General features: G+C 63.9%; 15 protein-coding genes. 13 read left to right on the top strand and 2 right to left on the bottom strand.

Annotated features, from left to right (window positions below):
* Positions 1-27: 27 nt before the first annotated feature.
* Positions 28-1068, top strand: coding sequence for an ABC transporter ATP-binding protein (locus tag OU995_RS00510; protein WP_267836412.1), 1041 nt, complete (start codon positions 28-30; stop codon positions 1066-1068).
* Between the two features lie 7 nt (positions 1069-1075).
* On the opposite strand, the gene OU995_RS00505 is transcribed toward OU995_RS00510, so the two are convergent.
* Entirely contained in the window at positions 1076-1318 is a 243-nt protein-coding gene (locus OU995_RS00505; protein ID WP_267833397.1) for a lipoprotein, read from the bottom strand.
* A gap of 58 nt (positions 1319-1376) precedes the next feature.
* Between OU995_RS00505 and cyaY the strand changes: the two genes are divergently transcribed.
* Positions 1377-1709: an iron donor protein CyaY gene (gene cyaY, locus OU995_RS00500; RefSeq protein WP_267836411.1), complete on the top strand. Its 333-nt coding sequence runs from the start codon at positions 1377-1379 to the stop codon at positions 1707-1709.
* Between the two features lie 64 nt (positions 1710-1773).
* Here cyaY and OU995_RS00495 read toward each other — a convergent pair whose 3' ends face one another.
* The gene (locus tag OU995_RS00495; RefSeq protein ID WP_420714788.1) at positions 1774-4197 is read right to left on the bottom strand and encodes a penicillin-binding protein 1A; all 2424 of its coding nucleotides are present in this window, start codon (positions 4195-4197) and stop codon (positions 1774-1776) included.
* Positions 4198-4516: 319 nt separating this feature from the next.
* On the opposite strand from OU995_RS00495, the gene OU995_RS00490 reads away from it, so the two are divergent.
* From OU995_RS00490 to OU995_RS00440, 11 genes are all read left to right on the top strand, one after another.
* On the top strand, positions 4517-5596 hold the full coding sequence (locus OU995_RS00490; protein WP_267833395.1) for a pilus assembly protein PilM: 1080 nt from the start codon (positions 4517-4519) through the stop codon (positions 5594-5596).
* A complete protein-coding gene (locus OU995_RS00485; RefSeq protein ID WP_267833394.1) occupies positions 5593-6213 on the top strand; it encodes a PilN domain-containing protein in 621 nt (206 codons plus the stop codon). Before OU995_RS00490 ends, OU995_RS00485 begins: the two co-directional genes overlap by 4 nt.
* Positions 6214-6220: 7 nt before the next feature.
* A complete protein-coding gene (locus OU995_RS00480; RefSeq protein ID WP_267833393.1) occupies positions 6221-6913 on the top strand; it encodes a type 4a pilus biogenesis protein PilO in 693 nt (230 codons plus the stop codon).
* Positions 6913-7464, top strand: a complete 552-nt coding sequence (locus tag OU995_RS00475; protein ID WP_420714910.1) for a pilus assembly protein PilP — start codon at positions 6913-6915, stop codon at positions 7462-7464. Before OU995_RS00480 ends, OU995_RS00475 begins: the two co-directional genes overlap by 1 nt.
* A 35-nt stretch (positions 7465-7499) precedes the next feature.
* The gene (gene pilQ / locus OU995_RS00470; RefSeq protein ID WP_420714909.1) at positions 7500-9707 is read left to right on the top strand and encodes a type IV pilus secretin PilQ; all 2208 of its coding nucleotides are present in this window, start codon (positions 7500-7502) and stop codon (positions 9705-9707) included.
* Between the two features lie 8 nt (positions 9708-9715).
* Complete coding sequence (locus OU995_RS00465; RefSeq protein WP_267833391.1) at positions 9716-10366, top strand: shikimate kinase; 651 nt, start codon at positions 9716-9718, stop codon at positions 10364-10366.
* A complete protein-coding gene (gene aroB / locus OU995_RS00460) occupies positions 10363-11574 on the top strand; it encodes a 3-dehydroquinate synthase (RefSeq protein WP_267833390.1) in 1212 nt (403 codons plus the stop codon). The genes OU995_RS00465 and aroB overlap by 4 nt, the downstream gene beginning before the upstream one ends.
* 28 nt (positions 11575-11602) lie before the next feature.
* The gene (locus tag OU995_RS00455) at positions 11603-12742 is read left to right on the top strand and encodes a deoxyguanosinetriphosphate triphosphohydrolase (RefSeq protein WP_267833389.1); all 1140 of its coding nucleotides are present in this window, start codon (positions 11603-11605) and stop codon (positions 12740-12742) included.
* 158 nt (positions 12743-12900) lie between these two features.
* Positions 12901-13602: a transposase gene (locus tag OU995_RS00450; RefSeq protein ID WP_267833388.1), complete on the top strand. Its 702-nt coding sequence runs from the start codon at positions 12901-12903 to the stop codon at positions 13600-13602.
* Positions 13603-13798: 196 nt separating this feature from the next.
* Positions 13799-18532 (top strand): glutamate synthase-related protein, encoded by a 4734-nt coding sequence (locus tag OU995_RS00445; protein WP_267836409.1) that lies wholly within the window; start codon positions 13799-13801, stop codon positions 18530-18532.
* A 41-nt stretch (positions 18533-18573) separates the two neighbouring features.
* On the top strand, positions 18574-20049 hold the full coding sequence (locus OU995_RS00440; protein ID WP_267833387.1) for a glutamate synthase subunit beta: 1476 nt from the start codon (positions 18574-18576) through the stop codon (positions 20047-20049).
* Positions 20050-20097 lie beyond the last annotated feature (48 nt).

The raw sequence follows: 20097 nt of genomic DNA, 5'->3' as shown, positions 1-20097 counted from the left end.
GAGCAACACATGAGCATCGTGACCGACATGCCGGGGGCGGCCGCCCACCGTGGAACCGGCAGCACCGCAGCAGATGCGCGCCCGCTGGTGGAAGTCCGGGATCTGTCCAAGACCTTTGATGTGTCAGCGCCCTGGTTGAACCGGGTGATTGAACGTCGTCCCCGCCAGTTTGTGCATGCGGTGGACGGCGTCAGCTTCCAGATCGCGCGGGGTTCCACGCTGGCGCTGGTGGGGGAGTCCGGCTGCGGCAAAAGCACCGTGGCGCGCTTGCTGGTGGGCTTGTACAAGCCCAGCGGCGGACAGGTGCAATTCGACGGCGCCGATATTTCCGCCACGCTGGCCGGCCCGCAGGCGCAGGCACTGCGGCGTCGCATGCAGATGATCTTCCAGGATCCCTATGCCAGCCTGAACCCGCGCTGGAAGGTGCAGGACATCGTGGCCGAGCCCTTGCGTGAGCACGGCCTGGTGAAGGATGCGGAGGAGCTTCGGCGCCGCGTGGCGGAACTGCTGCAGTCCGTGGGCCTGTCACCGGCGGATGTGGAGAAGTTTCCGCATCAGTTCTCCGGCGGTCAGCGCCAGCGGATCTCGATTGCGCGGGCGCTGGCCACGCAGCCGGAATTTCTGGTGTGCGACGAGCCGACCTCCGCACTGGACGTGTCGGTGCAGGCGCAGGTGCTCAACATCATGAAGGACCTGCAGCGCCAGCGGGGCCTGACCTATCTGTTCATCTCCCACAACCTGGCGGTGGTGCGCCATGTGGCGGACCAGGTGGGTGTGATGTACCTCGGGCGGCTGGTGGAGCAGGCGGACAAGCGGGCCCTGTTTGCCACGCCCCGCCATCCCTACACCCGCATGCTGCTGGATGCGATTCCCGACATCCACATGACCGGCCGGGCCCGCACGCCGGTGCGCGGCGAGGTGCCCAATCCGCTCCATCCGCCCACGGGATGCAGCTTCCATCCGCGCTGTCCGCATGCCAACGCCCGCTGTCAGCAGGAACGCCCGGCCTTGCTCCCGCTGCATGGCGTGCGTGTGGCCTGCCATGCGGTGGAGGAGGGGCGGATCTGACGGTGGGTCAGCGCTGCGGCATCACTGCGGCGCTGGCCGGTGCTGACGCGGCAGGGGCTTTGGCCGGTGGCGTGGTGGCGCCACCCGTGCCGCCCGTGCCGGCCTTGGCCGAAGGGGGCAGTTGCAGGGGGCGCTTCTGGCCGCAACCGACGATGCCGAGCAGCGCCACCGACAACATCAGGCCCAGCAGGGCCTTGCCGCGCTGCGGCTGAGAGCGATGCGCCGAGGCGCCTACACTTCGTGTCTTCATCTGTTCCATGACCTTGAGTCTACCGACTCCGCGCCCCATGACCGCCATTGCCACGCCCCTGACCGATGCCGAATACGACGCTCGCACTGCCGCCGTGCTGGCCAGCATCGAGCGGCAGGCCGATGCCTGGTTGGAAGAAGATTGCATCGACATCGATCCCCAGCGCACCGGCGGGCTGCTGGAGTTGCAGTTCCAGGATCGCAGCAAGATCGTTGTGAACACCCAGCCGCCGCTGCATGAACTGTGGCTGGCCAGCCGCCGGGGGGGCTACCACTTCAAGTTCGTGGACGGCCGTTGGCTGGATACCAAGGACGGCGTGGAGTTCTTCGAGCGGCTGTCCCAGGAAATCAGCTTCCACGGTGGCAAGCCGCTGACGGTGCAGGGCGCCTGAGCGCAGGCGCCCGGAAGCGTGCGAGGCGCAGGGCCTGCGCACGCCGACCCCGCGCCTGGGTGTATTACCGCTTGAACAGGTCGAGGATGCTCTTTTTCTCATCCTCACTGCCGGAGGCCGGCACATGGTCATCGCCGGTCAGGGCCTTGACGCCCTGGTTCTCGGCGAATTCGTCGTAATACCACTCACCATTGATGTTGGTGACCCCGGTGGGGGGCGGCTGGATCTCCGCGACTGGGGTATTGCGCAAGGCATATTGCATGAACTCGATCCAGACCGGCAGGGCCAGGCCGCCACCGGTTTCGCGGTCTCCCAGCTTGCGGGGCTGGTCGTAGCCGATCCACACCACCGACACCAGATCGGGCTGGAAGCCGGCGAACCACGCATCCATCGAATCATTGGTTGTGCCGGTCTTCCCATAGAGGTCCGGCCGCTTGAGTGTGGCCTGCGTGCGAGCCGCTGTGCCACTGCGCGCCACCTCCTGCAGCAGGCTGTCCATCAGAAAAGCATTACGCGGGTCAATAGCTCGCTGGCTTTCGTCCAGGATTTTGGGGACAGCCTGATACAGCAGACGGCCCTGATGGTCGGTGATGCGCTGCACCAGCGCCGGTCCGACCCGGTAGCCGCCATTGGCGAATACGGAATAGGCCTGGGCCATCTGCATCGGCGTGACCGAACCGGCGCCCAGGGCCATGGTGAGATAGGCGGGATGCTTCTCGGCATCAAAGCCGAAGCGGGTGACCCAGTCCTGCGCATATTTCACGCCGATGGCCTGCAGCACCCGGATGGACACCATGTTCTTGGACTTGGCCAATGCACGGCGCAGCGGCATCGGGCCATCAAAGGTGCCGTCGTAGTTCTTCGGCTCCCAGGGTTGGCTACCGGTGGTGCTGGCGTCAAAGAACAGCGGCGCGTCATTCACCACGGTGGCGCCGTTGAACCCCTTCTCCAACGCGGCCGAATAGATGAACGGCTTGAAGCTGGAGCCGGGCTGGCGCCAGGCCTGGGTCACGTGATTGAACTTGTTCTTGTTGTAGTCGAACCCGCCCACCAGCGCATGCACGCTGCCATCCTTCGGATTCAGGGCCACCATGGCACCTTCCACTTCGGGCAACTGGGTGATGGTCCAGTCGTCCTTGTTATTGCGGACCAGCTTCACCACCCGGATGACCGCGCCACGCCGGATGCGTGTCTTGGGATTGCCCTTGTCAGACAGGCCCGAGGTGGCGGGCTTCAGGCCTTCGCCGGTGATGGTGAGGGTTTCGCCACTCTGCAGCGCGGCGACCACCTTTTTCGGATCGGCTTCCAGCACCACGGCGGCCAGTAGTTCGTCGTTGGCCGGATGGTCGCTCAGTGCTTCGGCGATGCGGGTGTCCAGCTCCTTGGGATCGGCCGGCAGGTCCACATAGGCCTCGGGGCCGCGGTACACCTGGCGCCGTTCGTAATCCATGATGCCGCGCCGCAGGGCGCGATAGGCGCGTTCCTGCTCGTCGGACTTCAAGGTGAGATAGACGTTCAGCCCGCGGGTATAGGCCTCTTCCCCATACTGGCTGAAGATCAGTTGCCGGGCCAGTTCGGCCACATATTCGGCATGGCTCACCGTGTCCTGCGGCGGCCGGATGCGCAGCTTCTCGGCCTTGGCCTGGGCATGTTGTTCCGGGCTGATGAAGCCCATCTCCAGCATGCGGTCGATGATGTATTGCTGCCGCAACGCGGCGCGGCGGGGATTGTTGATCGGGTTGTAAGCAGATGGTGCTTTTGGCAACCCGGCCAGCATGGCGGCTTCGGCAATCGACAGTTCCTTGAGCGGCTTGCCGAAATACACCTCGCTCGCAGCCGCGAAGCCGTAGGCCCGGTGCCCCAGGAAGATCTGGTTCATGTAGATCTCGAGGATCTTCTCCTTGGGCAGCGCACTCTCGATCTTCAGCGCCAGCAGGATTTCATAGATCTTGCGCGTGAAGGTCTTCTCGGTGGAGAGATAGAAGTTGCGCGCCACCTGCATCGTGATGGTGGACGCCCCCTGGCTTTTGGACTCCCCCACATTGGCGAGACCGGCCCGGATCACCCCAAGGTAGTCCACCCCTCCGTGCTGATAGAAGCGCGCGTCCTCGATGGCCAGCACGGCGTCCTGCATCACCTTCGGGATGTCGCGGATGTTGGAGTAGGAGCGACGCTCCTCGCCGTATTCCCCCAGCAACTGGCCGTCGGCCGACAGGACACGCAGCGGCAGTTTGGGCTGGTAGTCCGTCAGGCCGCTGATGTCGGGCAGGCTTGGATAGGCCATGGCCAGGGCCATTCCTGCCAACAAAGCAACAGAAAGCACGCCAGCGAGTAACAGTCCGAACAGCCATCCCAGCGCGCGAAGCAGCCAGTGACGGGGTTTTGTGCGTGACTTCTTGCGCCCTTGCGATCCGCGATCCCGCGGGTCGGCGGCAAAGGAGGAAGAGGGGGAGTCGGGGGCGTCGTCGGAGGTTTTCTTCGCGGGCATGACCAAAGTGTGCATTTTTGCGTGCCCACCCGTTCCCGATCAGGGGCTGTACGGGTGCGAATCCGGCCGCTTGCGGCGATTATAGGAAGCCGTTTCAGTGCCCGATGGGTTCACTGACGCGAACAGCGACCGCGCATGGCCACGCACGCTTTCTGGGCACTTTTCCGGCTGATGGCACCTTTTCGTAGCGTGTAGGTTACGCAACGCGGTGTTACGTGCTGTGACCGCTTTGCCTTGGGGCATCAAAGGCTTTGCTGCTAGCATTCAAGTAACTTATTAACAAACCGGCGCAGTGTGCGGCGCGTTGGGGGAACGCATCATGGGGTTGTTGGACGTACTACTGGGACGCACCCATCCGCCCATGATTGGCCTGGACATTTCATCGTCCAGCGTCAAGCTTGTGGAGTTGAGTCAAAACGCGAATGGTGAATACGTTCTCGAACGTTTTGCCACCGAGCCTTTTGAAAAGGGATGGATCACCGACGGCCAGATCGAGAAATTCGACGAGGTCGCGGAGGCTGTGCGCCGTGTGGTGACGCGCAGCGGCAGCAAGACGCGGCATGCCGCGCTGGCGATGCCGCAGTCGTCGGTCATCACCAAGAAAATCATGCTCCCGGGCGGGCTGCGTGAAGAAGAGCTGGAGCTTCAGGTAGAAGCCGAGGCCAATCAATACATTCCGTTCTCGCTGGACGAAGTGAGCCTGGATTTCTGCGTCATCGGGCCCAGCCCCACGTCGGTGGGTGATGTGGAGGTGCTGATTGCCGCCTCCCGCAAAGACCGGGTGCAGGACCGTCAGGCGCTGGCGGAAGCTGCCGGCCTGCGGCCGACGGTGCTGGACATTGAATCGCATGCTTCGCGCATGGCCATGAGCCGCCTCGTCGAAACCCTTCCGAATGAAGGCAAGGACGCGTTGGTGGCGCTCTTCGAAATTGGCGCTGACACGACCAGCCTGAAAGTGCTGCGTGACGACGAAATGCTGTATGACCGGGATCAAGCCTTTGGTGGCTCCCAGCTCACCATGCTGATTTCTCGCCAATACGGTTTCTCCTTTGAAGAAGCCGAGCAGAAGAAACTCAATGGCGAACTGCCGGAGGACTATGAGAGCCAAGTGCTCAATCCTTTTGTCGACAGTTTGTCGCAGGAAATCGGCCGCGCACTGCAGTATTTCTTCACCAGCACCCCTCACCATAAGGTGCACTACGTGATGCTGGCGGGTGGAACTGCCACGCTTCCGGGTCTGAAGGAACGCGTGACCGAATTGACCGGATTCGCCTGCATGGTGGTGAATCCCTTTGAAAACATGGTGCTTGGCTCCGCAGTGCGTGAAAACAAACTGCGTCGCGAAGCACCGGCCTACCTGACAGCCTGCGGGCTGGCGATGCGGAGGTTTTTTCAGTGATTCTGATCAACCTGCTCCCGCACCGCGAGGAGAAACGCAAGCGCCGTGAGACCGCGTTCTACGTCGGTCTGGGCATGTCGCTGGTCGCTGGCGCCCTGGTGGCTGGTGTGATTTATCTGCTCCTGGAGCAGATGACCGCCGCCCAGGTCGAACGCAACAACTTCCTGAAGTCCGAGATCGGCAAGCTCGATGAGCAGATCAAGGACATCGCCACGCTGCGCGCCGAAATCGATGCGCTGCGGGCCCGCCAGCGGGCGGTGGAAGACCTGCAGAGCGATCGCAACACCCCGGTGCACCTGCTCAATGATCTGGCCAAGATGACCCCGGAAGGCATCTACCTGCTGGGCCTGCGCCAGACCGGCAAGTCCGTCATCGTGAATGGCCAGGCGGCCACCAACGAGCGGGTGTCCGAGATGTTGCGCAATCTGGGTCATGCAGACTGGCTTGAGAACCCCGAACTGGTGGAAATCAAGCTGGCCGCGCCCAATCCGCGCGACCCCCGCCGCCTGTTCGACTTCTCGATGAAGGTGGCCATCAAGAGCACCGCGCCGGAGGCCGCCCCAGGCGCCGCCAGCGCACCGGCTGGCGCCCAGCCGGCCCGGGCCAACAAGAGCTGAGGACTGCATGGCTGACCTCAAAAACCTGGATCTGAATGCCTGGTTCGCGGATTTCTCGAGCCAGTTCCAGAACCTCGATCCCAAGAAGCCCGGCCAATGGCCGACGGCGCCCAAGATCGTCACTTTCATCTTCGTGGCGATGGCTGCGGTGGCGGTGGCGTGGTTTGTGTTGCTGTCCGACGCGAATGACGCGCTGGAGGCCGAGAAGGCGCGCGAGCCCACCTTGAAAGAGGACTATCGCGGCAAGTTGGCTCAAGCGGTGAACCTGCCGGAGTTGCGCAAACAAAAGCGGCAGGTTGAGGAATACGTCCTGCAACTGGAGAAGCAGTTGCCCGGCAAGGCTGAAATGGACGCGCTTTTGTCCGATATCAACCAAGCGGGGCTGGGCCGTGGTCTCCAGTTCGAACTGTTCCGCCCGGGGCAGATCGTCATGAAGGACTACTACGCCGAGCAGCCGATTTCTTTGAAGGTGTCGGGCCGATATCACGATATTGGTTCGTTCACTGCAGACGTGTCCAACCTGTCGCGCATCGTGACGCTGCATGATCTGAACATCGCTGCGCCACAGACCGGCACTGGCCGGACCAGTGACCCCAGCCATCTCACCATGGATGCCACCGCCCGTACCTATCGTTATCTCGATCCTGCAGAGGTGGAAGAGCAAAAGCGTGCGGTCCAACAAGCAGGGAAGAAGAAATGATGCGTTTCGCGCTCACTCGCTCCCTGCTGGGCAGGACGCTGGCCTTCGGGCTGTGCGGCATGGCGCTGGCGGCCTGCACGTCTTCGACCGACGAGCTGCAGCAATGGATGGAAGAGCAGCGTCAACAGACGCGTCCTTCGGTCAAACCGCTGCAGGCGCCAAAGAAGTTCCTGCCTCAGCCCTATGAGGCCATGAACGGTGTGGATCCGTTCAGCCTCCAGAAGCTGACGGTGGCCTTTAAGCAGGAAGCTGCCCAACCGAGTTCGCTGCTGGCTTCGGAGATGAAGCGCCGCAAGGAGCCGCTGGAAGCTTTCCCCCTGGACGGCATGACCATGGTGGGCAGCGTGGTCCGCAATGGGCGGCAGTTTGCACTTCTGAGGGTGGAAAAGCTGCTGTATTACGTCAAGGCGGGTGATTACCTGGGTCAGAACTTTGGCCGAATCACCAAGATCAGCGAAACCGAAATCACGTTGCGAGAAGTCGTCCAGGACGCTGCGGGCGAATGGATTGAACGCACCAGTACTCTCCAGCTACAGGAGCAGGGACGATGAAGACTTTTGTGGAGAACGCTTCCATGAGCGCCCGAATGAGCGACCCGTCGACGAACGGGACCAGCCAGCCCAAGACCCGCACCGCCAGCTGGCGTGTGCTGGCCTGTGCCCTGGGCCTGGCGGCCCTGATGCCGGTGCAGGCATTCGCGCAGAATCTCATCCGTTCCATCACCTCGACGCAGCAGTCCGGCAATGATGTCGTGCGCATCGAGCTGTCCAAGCCGCTGCCGGAAGTGCCCAAGGGCTTCGCCGTGCAGGTGCCGCCGCGCATCGCGCTGGACCTGCCGGGCGTGAGCAACGGCATGGGCCGCAACATGGTGGATATCAACAGCGGCAACATGCGGACGGCCAATGTGGCCCAGGCGGGTGACCGTACCCGTGTGGTGCTCAACCTGCGTCAGGCGAGCACCTACCGTGCGCAACTGCAGGACAACGCGCTGCTGATCTTCCTGGATTCTTCGCCCGCACCGCAGCCCACCGCCCATGCCGACGCTGCGACCGGTGTGACGACCGAGCCGCTGCATTTCGCGCCGAGCCAGAACAATGGTGTTCAAGCTCTGCAGGACATCGATTTCCGCCGGGGTACCGACGGTGCCGGCCGCGTGATCGTGAATCTGCCGAGCAGCCAGATTGGTGTGGACATCCAGCAGCAGGGCAAGAGCCTGGTGGTGGAATTCCCGCGCAGCTCGCTGCCGGAGCGCCTGCGTCGCCGCATGGACGTCACTGACTTTGGCACCCCGGTGGATACCGTGGTGGCCTCCCAGCAGGGGGACCGGGTGCGGGTGATCGTCACGCCGCGTGGCAACTGGGAGCACAGCGCCTACCAGAGCGACAACCAGTTTGTGCTGGAAGTACGTCCGCAGAAGGTTGATCCCAACAAGCTGACGCAAGGCCCGGGCTATGCCGGCGACAAGCTCAGCCTGAACTTCCAGAACATTGAAGTGCGTGCCCTGCTGCAGGTCATCGCCGACTTCACCAACTTCAACGTGGTGACCAGCGATGCCGTCACTGGCAACGTGACCCTGCGCCTGAAGGACGTTCCCTGGGACCAGGCGCTGGACATCATCCTGCAAGCCAAGGGCCTGGGCCTGCGCAAGACCGGCAATGTGCTGTGGATTGCCCCCAAGGAAGAACTCGCCATCAAGGAAAAGGCCGAGCTCGAAGCCAAGGCGCAAATCACGCAACTGGAGCCGCTGCGCACGCAGTCCTTCCAGCTCAACTACACCAAGGCTGAAGAAATCGCCAAGGGTCTGACGGGACAGAACAGCGCCGGGGGCTCTTCCTCTTCCGGCGGCAACAACTCCAGTCGCATCCTGTCGTCGCGCGGCAGCCTGATTTACGAAACCCGGACCAACCAGCTGTTCATCAGCGACATCCCTTCCAAGCTGGAAGAGATCGCCGCGATGATTGCCAAGATCGACATTCCGGTGCGCCAGGTGCTGATCGAAGCCCGTATCGTGGAAGCCACGGACACCTTCGGCCGCTCGCTGGGTGCGAAGCTGGGGACAACGACGAGTGCGTCTGGCGGCTACAGCCTCGGTGGCGGCACCAAGGCCGTTGTCGGTGGCTCCTACAACGGTGTGGGTTACCAGACGGGCCAGGTGGAAACCCAGCCTGACTTCACCAGCAGCCAGTTCGTGAACTTCGGTGCCAACACCACGTCCGACGTGTTTGCCGGTGCGAGTGCCGCGACCTTCGCAGTGTCCTTGTTCGGCTCCAGCGCCAGCCGCTTCCTGAACCTGGAACTCTCGGCCCTGGAATCGGACGGCAAGGGCAAGATCGTGTCCAGCCCGCGTGTGGTCACCGCTGACCAGACCAAGGCGCTGATCGAGCAAGGTGAAGAAATCCCGTATCAGCAAGCCACGTCGAGCGGCGCCACGTCGGTGACCTTCAAGAAGGCCGTGCTGAAGCTGGAAGTCACGCCGCAGATCACGCCGGAAGGCAATGTGATCCTGACCGTGGATGTCAACAAGGACAGCCGTGGCACGCTGACCACCATGGGCTACGCCATCAACAACAAGCATGTGCAGACGCTGGTGCTGGTGGAGAACGGCGGCACGGTGGTGATCGGTGGTATCTACACGCAGGACGAGCAGGAATCCGAGAACAAGGTGCCTTACCTGGGTGACATCCCGGTGCTGGGCAACCTGTTCAAGAACCGCTCCAAGACGTCCAACAAGACCGAACTGCTGATCTTCATCACCCCCAAGGTGGTGAGCGACCGGGTGTCGGCCGCGCGCTGATCCCCTGGATGAAACTGTCTTTGGTCGGTATGCCCGGCGGTGGGAAATCCACCGTCGGCCGTGTGCTGGCCAGACAACTGAACGCGCCCTTTGTGGACGCCGACGCCGAGATCGAAAAGCTGCTCGACGGCGAGACGATCAAGGACTACTTCGCCCGCATGGGCGAATCGTCGTTTCGGGACATCGAAAGCCGGGTCATCCTCGACCTGTTGAAGCAGCCCGGCGAGATGGTGCTGGCCACCGGCGGTGGTGCCGTGTTGCGGGACCTCAACCGCGAGCGGCTGCATCAGCATTCGACGGTGGTGTACCTGCGCTCCTCGCCGGACGAACTCTTCCGCCGCCTGCGCCACGACACCACCCGCCCGTTGTTGCAGGTCGGCAACCCGCTGGCGAAGCTCCGTGAGTTGTACGCGCAGCGCGACCCCCTCTACCGCCGCTGCGCTCATTTCGTGCTGGAGACCAGCCGGCCGTCGGTGCATGGGCTGTCCAACATGATCCTGATGCAGCTGGAACTGGCCGGGCATATCGACCCGGCCCGTGTGGCGGCGACCGTCGGTGCCACGTCCACGCACCCGCCGGGCGGGGAGCCCGAAGCGCCGGGCACGGAAGCCTCACAGACCGCCCCGGCACCACAAGCCCCGTACACTCCGGGGACATGAGCCTTTCCGTACCGGTTTCTCCTCTTCCCTCGTCTTCGCCCGCCACCCTGAGCACCAGCGGTCATGCCTGCGTGCCCATCGAACTGGGTGATCGCAGCTACGACATTCGCATCGGCCCGGGTCTGCTGGATCGTCCTGACACCTGGACGGGACTGCCACGAGCCGCCACTGCGCTGATCGTCACCAACGATGTCGTGGCGCCGCTCTACCTGGAGCGGCTGCGTCAGCAACTGTCCAGCGTGTATGGGCGCGTTGAAGCGCTGGTGTTGCCGGACGGCGAGGCCCAGAAAAGCTGGGAGAGTCTGGACCGCATCATCGATCACCTGCTGGCCGTCACCGCTGACCGCAAAACGGTGTTGTTTGCGCTGGGCGGCGGGGTGATCGGCGACCTGACGGGCTTCGCCGCGTCCATCTACATGCGCGGCGTTCCGTTTGTGCAAGTGCCCACCACGCTGTTGGCCCAGGTTGATTCCTCGGTGGGTGGCAAAACCGCCATCAACCATCCACGCGGCAAGAACATGGTGGGGGCGTTCTACCAGCCGGTACGGGTCTTGGCCGACCTGGACACCTTGGACACCCTTCCAGACCGTGAACTCTCGGCCGGCCTGGCGGAGGTCATCAAATACGGTCCGATTGCTGACGCCGCATTCCTGGACTGGATCGAAGCGAATCTCACAGCCTTGAGGGCGAGAGATAAGTCAGCACTGGCTTACGCGGTTCAACGCAGCTGCGAGATCAAGGCCTGGGTGGTGGGCCAGGACGAACGGGAGTCCGGGCTGCGCGCCATCCTGAATTTCGGCCACACCTTTGGCCATGCGATTGAAACCGGCATGGGCTATGGGGAATGGCTGCACGGGGAGGCGGTGGGATGCGGCATGGTGCTGGCGTCCGACCTGTCCGCCCGGCTCGGACTGGTGCCCGTCAGTTTTGTGCACCGCATGAAGCGCCTCATCCAGGACGCTGGTTTGCCGGTGGTGGCCCCGAACCTTGGGCGCGCACGCTACATGGAGCTCATGCAGATCGACAAGAAAAACGAAGGCGGCGACATCCGTTTCGTGGTGATTGAGGGCCTCGGAAAAGCAGGCGTCCGAAGCGCGCCGGCCGAACTGGTGGCGGAGGTATTGGCCACCCATTGTGGACCTGATGGCGGGCGGGATGGCGGACCCGATGGCGGATCTGCTGCCGCCCCCCGTCCCGGCAGCCGCTGATTCACGACACTCGATCCCGACGCCGACCATGACCGATACGCTGCGTGCCTCTTATGCCTCCCATCCCGCACGCAGCCGCGGTCGGCGCTTCCCGGAACGGCCGGCGCCGACGCGCAGCGACTACCAGCGCGATCGCGACCGCATCGTGCACAGCAGCGCCTTCCGTCGGCTGGTCTACAAGACGCAGGTCTTCCTCAACCATGAGGGCGACCTGTTTCGCACCCGCCTGACCCATTCGCTGGAAGTCGCGCAGTTGGGCCGTTCCATCGGCCGCAGCCTGGGCCTGGACGAGGACCTGATCGAAACCGTGGCGTTGGCGCACGACCTCGGTCACACGCCCTTCGGCCACGCTGGCCAGGATGTGCTCAACGACTGCATGCAGGCCCATGGCGGCTTTGAGCACAACCTGCAGTCGCTGCGGGTGGTGGATCAACTGGAGCAGCGTTATCCACAATTTGACGGACTGAACCTCAGCTTCGAAAGCCGGGAGGGCATCCTCAAGCACTGCAGCAAGCGTGACGCACTGCGGCTGGAAGCGTTGGAGCCCGGGGGGGTGGCCGCGCGGTTTCTGACGGGCGGACAACCCAGTCTGGAGGCCCAGCTCTGCAATCTCGCGGACGAAGTGGCCTACAACGCCCACGATGTGGATGACGGTGTGCGGTCCGGTCTCCTCACGCTGGAGCAACTGGAGCAGGTCCCGCTGGTGAAGCGGTTCCTGGACGAGACCCTGGCGGAATATCCCCGGCTGAGCGGCAAGCGGCTGTTGGCGGAGACCATTCGCCGGATGTTGTCCGAGCAGGTGTACGACATCATTGCCGCCACCCGTGCCGCCATTGTGGCGGCCGGCATCACGACGGCAGACGAGGCCCGCGCCGCCGGTCCGCTGGTGTGCTTCAGTCCGGACATGCGGCATGCCAGCACCGCGCTCAAGCGCTTTCTGTTTGCCAACCTCTATCGCCATCCAGCGGTGCAGGACAAACGCGCCAGCGCCGAGGAGGTGCTGAGGGACCTGTTCCAGATCTACCTGGCCGATCCCGCCAAGCTGCCGGCTGACTGCGTGAATCCGGAAGACCCTCCCCGGGCCTGTGCGGACTACATCGCCGGCATGACCGATCGCTATGCCCTGCGCGAACATCAGCGTTTGACCGGCAAGCATCTGCTGGGCTGAGCCCAGTTCCTCATGCGCACCCTCCGGCGGCGCCGGTTGATGGTGGCATCCATGGGCGGCATCGTCCGTGCCGGGCCAAGGTCGGGACCGGCCTTCCACGACTGCCAGCGCTTTCCAGTCAATAATTGGGGACAGATTGCAATCAGCATCCCCTCAACATGGCACGTCTTGCCCGCCTGGCCCTGGCCAACCACCTCCACCACATCATCCACCGGGGGCACAACCTCCAGCCGATCGCGCAGGATGACGACGACCGCCGCGCGCTGCTGGCTGCGCTGCAGGACTGCGCCGCCACGCACACGGTGGCCATCCATGCCTATGTGCTGATGCCCAATCACCTTCATCTGCTGGCCACTCCCAGCAGCAACGAGGGCCTGAGCCGCATGATGCAGGCCTTGGGCAGACGTTATGTCGCCGCCTACAACCAGCGGCATCAACGGGTCGGCACGCTGTGGGAAGGGCGCTTCCGGGCCGCGCCGGTCGAGGCGGCCACCTTCCTGCTGCCGCTCATGCGCAGCATTGAGCTCAATCCCTTGCGGGCTGGTCTGGCCGCCGAGCCGGCGGATTACCCCTGGTCCTCGGCCGCCCACCATCTGGGCCGCCGCCGCGACCCGCTGATCAGCGATCCCCCCGACTTCTGGGCGCTGGGCAACACCCCGTTCGAACGGGAGCTGACCTGGCGCCGCTGGCTGGAAGAGGGGGAACTGGAAGCCGAACGCAAGCGGCTGGTGGAAGCGGCGCTGAAAGGCTGGCCGCTCGGATCCCCGGCATTTCTGGCTGCGTTGGGGGAGATCAGTGACCGGCCCACCGCCCCCCGCCCCCGTGGGCGCCCCCGTAAAATCCACTCCGTCCCCATTTAAAACGCCCTCTCACCCTCGTTCTCCTTTAATTCGATTCTGACCCCATTTAGTTCTGCTTGTGTGTGCCCACCACCGGCGCTAATCTGCGCGGGTTTGTTCTAGAACCCCCTGGAGGCCACCGATGTCGGCAGCTCAAGATCGTCAGGCGCAAAGCGCCGCTCCGTCCACCGAGAAGACCGGCATCGCCGCGCCGGTGGTGACCTCTGCCGAGGAAATCCGCGCGCTCGCCGAGCACGGTCTGTACCGCCCTTCCAACGAAAAAGACGCCTGTGGTCTTGGCTTCGTGGCGCACATCAAGGGCCAGAAGAACCATCACATCGTCCAGCAGGGTCTGAAGATCCTGGAAAACCTGGACCACCGCGGCGCCGTGGGTGCCGACAAGCTGATGGGGGACGGCGCCGGCATCCTTATCCAGATTCCGGACGAGTTCTACCGCGAAGAAATGGCCCGTCAGGGCGTGGACCTGCCGCCGCCCGGGGAATACGGGGTCGGCATGATCTTCCTGCCGAAGGAACATGCCTCCCGCCTGGCCTGCGAGCAGGAACTGGCGCGCGCCATCAAGGCCGAAGGCCAGGTGCTGCTCGGCTGGCGTGATGTGCCGGTGGACCGCGACATGCCGATGTCGCCCACCGTGCGTGAGAAGGAACCGATCATCCGCCAGATCTTCATCGGCCGCGGCCCGGACATCATCGTGCCCGACGCGCTCGAACGGAAGCTCTACGTCATCCGCAAGACGGCGTCCAGCGCCATCCAGGCACTGAAGCTGACCCACAGCCGCGAGTACTACGTGCCCAGCATGAGCTGCCGCACCGTCATCTACAAAGGTCTGCTGCTGGCCGACCAGGTGGGCAAGTACTACAAGGACCTGGCCGACCCGCGTGTGGTCTCCGCCATTGCCCTGGTGCACCAGCGCTTCTCCACCAACACCTTCCCCGAATGGCCGCTGGCCCACCCCTACCGCATGGTGGCGCACAACGGTGAAATCAACACCGTCAAGGGCAACTTCAACTGGATGCGGGCCCGCGAGGGCGTGATGAAGTCCCCCGTGCTGGGCGACGACCTGAAGAAGCTGTATCCGATCAGCTTCGAGCATCAGTCCGACACGGCAACCTTTGACAACGCCATTGAACTGCTGACCATGTCCGGCTACCCGCTGGCGCATGCGGCCATGATGATGATCCCGGAAGCCTGGGAACAGCATGAGCTGATGGATGAACGCCGCCGTGCGTTTTACGAGTATCACGCCGCCATGATGGAACCCTGGGACGGCCCCGCCGCCATGGTGTTCACCGACGGCCGCCAGGTCTGCGCCGCGCTGGACCGCAACGGTCTGCGCCCGGCCCGCTACTGGGTGACCGATGACGACATGGTGGTGCTGGCGTCCGAATCCGGCGTGCTGCCCATTCCCGAATCGCGCGTGGTCAAGAAGTGGCGCCTGCAGCCCGGCAAGATGTTCCTGATCGATCTGGAGCAGGGGCGCATCATCGATGACGAAGAGCTGAAGACCCAATACGCCAACGCGCGTCCCTACCGGCAGTGGATCGAAAACGTACGCGTCAAGCTGCACGACATCCCTGCGCCGCAGGCGGCCCCCGCCACCTTCGCCGCAGCGCTGCTGGACCGCCAGCAGGCGTTCGGTTTCACCCAGGAAGACCTCAAGTTCCTGCTGGCCCCGATGGCGGTCAATGGCGAGGAAGGCATCGGCTCCATGGGCAATGACTCGCCCCTGGCGGTGCTCTCCGACAAGAACAAGCCGCTCTACAACTACTTCAAGCAGTTGTTTGCGCAGGTGACCAATCCGCCGATCGATCCGATCCGCGAGAACATCGTGATGTCGCTCAACAGCTTCATCGGCCCCAAGCCGAACCTGCTGGACATCAACGCCATCAACCCGCCGATGCGCCTGGAAGTCACCCAGCCGGTGCTGGACTTCGAGGACATGGCCCGGCTGCGCGCCATCGAATCGCACACCAACGGCAAGTTCAAGCCCTACGAGCTGGACATCACCTATCCGCTGGCCTGGGGCCGCGAAGGGGTGGAGGCGCAACTGGCGTCGCTGTGTGCCGAGACGGTGGACGCGATCCGCAGCGGCCACAACATCCTGATCATCACCGACCGCCGCCTGGGCGCCGACCGCGTGGCCATTCCGGCTTTGCTGGCGCTGTCCGCCGTCCACCATCACCTGGTGCGTGAAGGCCTGCGCACGACCGCGGGTCTGGTGGTGGAAACCGGCACCGCCCGCGAGGTGCATCACTTTGCGGTGCTGGCCGGTTTCGGCGCGGAAGCGGTGCATCCTTATCTGGCGCTGGAAACCATCGCTGCGATGCATGCCGAACTGCCTTCGACGCTGTCGGCGGACAAGGCCATCTACAACTACATCAAGGCGGTGGGCAAGGGGCTGTCGAAGATCATGTCCAAGATGGGCATCTCGACCTACATGTCCTATTGCGGCGCACAGATCTTTGAGGCCATTGGCCTGAAGACGGATTTTGTGGCCAAGTACTTCCGCGGTACGCCCACCCAGGTCGGCGGCATCGGTGTGTTCGAAGTGGCGGAAGAAGCCCTGCGCCTGCACCGGGCTGCGTTCGGGGACGACCCGGTGCTGGAAAACATGCTGGAGGCCGGTGGCGAATATGCCTGGCGTGCCCGCGGTGAAGAGCACATGTGGACGCCTGACGCCATTGCCAAGCTGCAGCACAGCACCCGCTCCGGCAAGTTCGACACCTACAAGGAATATGCGCAGCTGATCAACGACCAGAGCCGCCGCCACATGACGCTGCGGGGTCTGTTTGAATTCAAGTTCGACCCGACCCAGGCCATTCCGCTGGAAGAGGTGGAATCGGCGGCCGATATCGTCAAGCGGTTTGCCACCGGTGCCATGTCGCTGGGCTCCATTTCCACCGAGGCCCATGCCACCCTGGCCGTGGCCATGAACCGCATCGGCGGCAAGAGCAACACGGGAGAGGGCGGTGAAGATCCGGCGCGTTATCGCAACGAGCTGAAGGGCATCCCCATTGCCGCCGGCACCAAGGTGTCGGATGTGGTCGGCCCCAAGGTCATCGAGGTCGACTACCAGCTGAAGGCCGGGGACTCGCTGCGCTCGCGCATCAAGCAGGTGGCGTCCGGCCGTTTTGGGGTCACCACCGAATACCTGGTGAGCGCCGACCAGATCCAGATCAAGATGGCCCAGGGCGCCAAGCCCGGCGAGGGCGGTCAGCTGCCCGGTGGCAAGGTGACCGAATACATCGGCTTCCTGCGCCACTCGGTGCCGGGTGTGGGCCTGATCTCGCCGCCCCCCCACCATGACATCTATTCGATCGAGGACCTGGCCCAGCTCATCCACGATCTGAAGAACGTCAACCAGCGTGCCGACATTTCGGTGAAGTTGGTGTCGGAAGTGGGCGTTGGCACGATTGCCGCCGGTGTGGCCAAGGCCAAGGCCGACCACATCGTCATCGCCGGACACGATGGTGGCACCGGTGCGTCGCCCTGGTCGTCCATCAAACATGCCGGCACGCCCTGGGAACTGGGCCTGGCCGAAGCGCAGCAGACCCTGGTGCTGAACCGCCTGCGCGGTCGTGTGCGGGTGCAGGCCGATGGCCAGATGAAGACCGGCCGCGATGTCGTGATCGGTGCGCTTCTGGGCGCGGATGAATTCGGCTTTGCCACCGCCCCGCTGGTGGTGGAAGGCTGCATCATGATGCGCAAGTGCCACCTCAACACCTGCCCGGTCGGCGTGGCCACGCAAGACCCGCTGCTGCGCAAGAAGTTCACCGGCCAGCCGGAACACGTCGTTAATTACTTCTTCTTCGTGGCGGAGGAAGCCCGCCAGATCATGGCGCAACTGGGCATCCGCAAGTTCGACGAGCTGATCGGCCGCTCCGACCTGCTGGACACCCGCAAGGGCATCAGCCATTGGAAGGCCAAGGGTCTGGACTTCAGCCGCGTGTTCCATCGCCCCGAGCTGGCGGCCGATGTGGCCCGCCTGCACAACGACGCCCAGGACCATGGCCTGGAGCGTGCCCTGGACGTGAAGCTGATCGAGAAGTGCCTGCCCGCCTTTGAGAAGGGCGAGAAGGTCCAGTTCATGCAGGAGGTGACCAATGTGCGCCGCACCGTGGGCGCCATGCTGTCGGGCGAGTTGATCCGCCGCAAGCCCGAGGGCCTGCCGGACCACACCATCTTCATCCAGTTCGAAGGCACCGGTGGCCAGAGCTTCGGCTCCTTCCTGGCACCGGGCATCACCTTCTACCTGATCGGGGATGCCAACGACTACACCGGCAAGGGCCTGTCGGGCGGCCGCATTGTGGTGCGCCCCTCGATCGACTTCCGCGGCGATGCCACCAAGAACATCATCGTTGGCAACACCGTGCTGTACGGGGCCACCCAGGGTGAGGCCTTCTTCCGGGGCGTTGCGGGTGAACGCTTTGCGGTGCGCCTCTCCGGCGCCACCGCCGTGGTGGAAGGCACCGGCGACCACGGCTGCGAATACATGACTGGCGGCACCGTCGTGGTGCTGGGCAAGACCGGCCGCAATTTCGCGGCCGGCATGAGCGGCGGCATTGCCTACGTCTTTGACGAGGACGGCCAGTTCGCCAAGCGCTGCAACACCAGCATGGTGAGCCTGGACAAGCTGCTGCCGGCGCATGAGCAGGAGGTGTCGATGGACCGTGCCCTGTGGCATCACGTGGGCGACGGCGAGAGCAAGACCGACGAGGTGCTGCTGCGCAAGCTGATCGAGGACCACCACCGCTGGACGGGCAGCCAGCGCGCCCGCGACATCCTCGACCACTGGGCCGAATCCCGCGCCAAGTTCGTCAAGGTGTTCCCGAACGAATACCGCCGCGCGCTGGGCGAGATCAATGCCGCCAAGGAAACCGCCGCCACCATCGCCCATGCCAAGGCCCCTGCGGCCAAGGCCAAGGTGTGATGGGCCGCTGACGTCAGACACAGGATCAGGAGAAGACCGACATGGGAAAAGTCACCGGCTTCATGGAATACGAGCGGCTGGAAGAGGGTTATGCCCCCGTTGCCGTCCGTCTGAAGAATTACAAGGAATTTGTCATCGGGCTGAATGCCGAGCAGGCCAAGCAGCAGGGCGCACGGTGCATGGACTGCGGCACGCCCTTCTGCAACAGCGGCTGCCCGGTCAACAACATCATTCCGGATTTCAATGATCTGGTGTACCGCAACAGCGAGGTGGACTGGAAGAACGCGATTGCGGTGCTGCACTCGACCAACAACTTCCCCGAGTTCACCGGCCGTATCTGCCCGGCGCCTTGCGAGGCCGCCTGCACGCTGAACGTGAATGATGATGCGGTGGGCATCAAGTCGATCGAACACGCCATCATCGACCGCGCCTGGGCGGAAGGTTGGGTCACCCCGCGCCCGCCCAAGGTGAAGACGGGCAGGACGGTGGCGGTGGTGGGCTCCGGCCCGGCCGGTCTGGCGGCGGCCCAGCAACTGGCCCGGGTCGGCCACAGTGTGACCGTGTTCGAAAAGAATGACCGGGTGGGTGGCCTGCTGCGTTATGGCATCCCCGACTTCAAGATGGAGAAGACCCACATCGATCGCCGTGTGGCGCAGATGGAGGCGGAAGGGGTGGTGTTCCGCACCGGTGTGATGGTGTCCCATCTGCCGGAGGGTTCCAAGGTCACCAACTGGGCCAAGGACGTGGTGTCGGCGGGCGAGTTGCTGGAGCAGTTCGATGCGGTGCTGCTCGCCGGTGGTGCGGAGCAGTCGCGGGATCTGCCGGTGCCGGGCCGCGAGCTGGCGGGTGTGCATTTCGCGATGGAGTTCCTGCCGCAGCAGAACAAGGTCAATGCCGGCGACAAGCAGAAGAACCAGCTGCGTGCCGACGACAAGCACGTGATCGTGATTGGCGGCGGCGACACCGGCAGCGATTGCGTGGGCACCAGCAACCGCCACGGGGCCAAGAGCGTCACGCAGTTTGAACTGCTGCCCCAGCCGCCCGAAGTGGAAGACCGGCCGCTGACCTGGCCCTATTGGCCGATCAAGCTGCGCACCTCGTCCAGCCATGAGGAAGGCTGCGACCGCGAATTCGCCATCGCCACCAAGGAGTTCCTGGGCGAGAAGGGCAAGGTCACCGGCGTGAAGACGGTGCGGGTGCAGTGGGTCAACGGCAAGATGACCGAAGTGGAAGGGTCGGAGCAGGTGCTCAAGGCCGACCTGGTGCTGCTGGCCATGGGCTTTGTGTCGCCGGTGGCGTCGGTGGTGGACGCCTTTGGTGTCACCAAGGACGCGCGTGGCAATGCCAAGGCCACCACCGACTTCAGCGGCGGCTATCGGACCAATGTGGCGAAGGTGTTCACCGCCGGTGACATGCGCCGGGGGCAGTCGCTGGTGGTCTGGGCCATCCGTGAAGGCCGCCAGGCCGCACGTGCGGTGGATGAGTTCCTGATGGGCAGCAGCGACCTGCCGCGCTGACCGGTTTTCTTCTCGCCAAGTACAAAGGCCTTCGTCGTGAGACGAAGG

Origin of the sequence: Roseateles sp. SL47, assembly GCF_026625885.1 — a bacterium.
Lineage (GTDB): Bacteria > Pseudomonadota > Gammaproteobacteria > Burkholderiales > Burkholderiaceae_C > Roseateles.
Note: the sequence above shows the minus strand (reverse complement) of the source record. Positions and strands in the feature narration are given on the sequence as shown.

Bases quoted from the DNA above. Each gene is read 5' to 3' on its own strand.
- OU995_RS00455 (WP_267833389.1), top strand. From the start codon at position 11,603: ATGACCGATACGCTGCGTGCCTCTTATGCCTCCCATCCCGCACGCAGC.
- OU995_RS00505 (WP_267833397.1), bottom strand. From the start codon at position 1,318: ATGAAGACACGAAGTGTAGGCGCCTCGGCGCATCGCTCTCAGCCGCAG.
- OU995_RS00465 (WP_267833391.1), top strand. From the start codon at position 9,716: ATGAAACTGTCTTTGGTCGGTATGCCCGGCGGTGGGAAATCCACCGTC.
- OU995_RS00510 (WP_267836412.1), top strand. From the start codon at position 28: ATGCCGGGGGCGGCCGCCCACCGTGGAACCGGCAGCACCGCAGCAGAT.
- OU995_RS00440 (WP_267833387.1), top strand. From the start codon at position 18,574: ATGGGAAAAGTCACCGGCTTCATGGAATACGAGCGGCTGGAAGAGGGT.
- pilQ (WP_420714909.1), top strand. From the start codon at position 7,500: ATGAGCGACCCGTCGACGAACGGGACCAGCCAGCCCAAGACCCGCACC.
- OU995_RS00495 (WP_420714788.1), bottom strand. From the start codon at position 4,197: ATGCCCGCGAAGAAAACCTCCGACGACGCCCCCGACTCCCCCTCTTCC.
- OU995_RS00480 (WP_267833393.1), top strand. From the start codon at position 6,221: ATGGCTGACCTCAAAAACCTGGATCTGAATGCCTGGTTCGCGGATTTC.
- OU995_RS00475 (WP_420714910.1), top strand. From the start codon at position 6,913: ATGCGTTTCGCGCTCACTCGCTCCCTGCTGGGCAGGACGCTGGCCTTC.
- OU995_RS00450 (WP_267833388.1), top strand. From the start codon at position 12,901: ATGGCACGTCTTGCCCGCCTGGCCCTGGCCAACCACCTCCACCACATC.
- aroB (WP_267833390.1), top strand. From the start codon at position 10,363: ATGAGCCTTTCCGTACCGGTTTCTCCTCTTCCCTCGTCTTCGCCCGCC.
- OU995_RS00490 (WP_267833395.1), top strand. From the start codon at position 4,517: ATGGGGTTGTTGGACGTACTACTGGGACGCACCCATCCGCCCATGATT.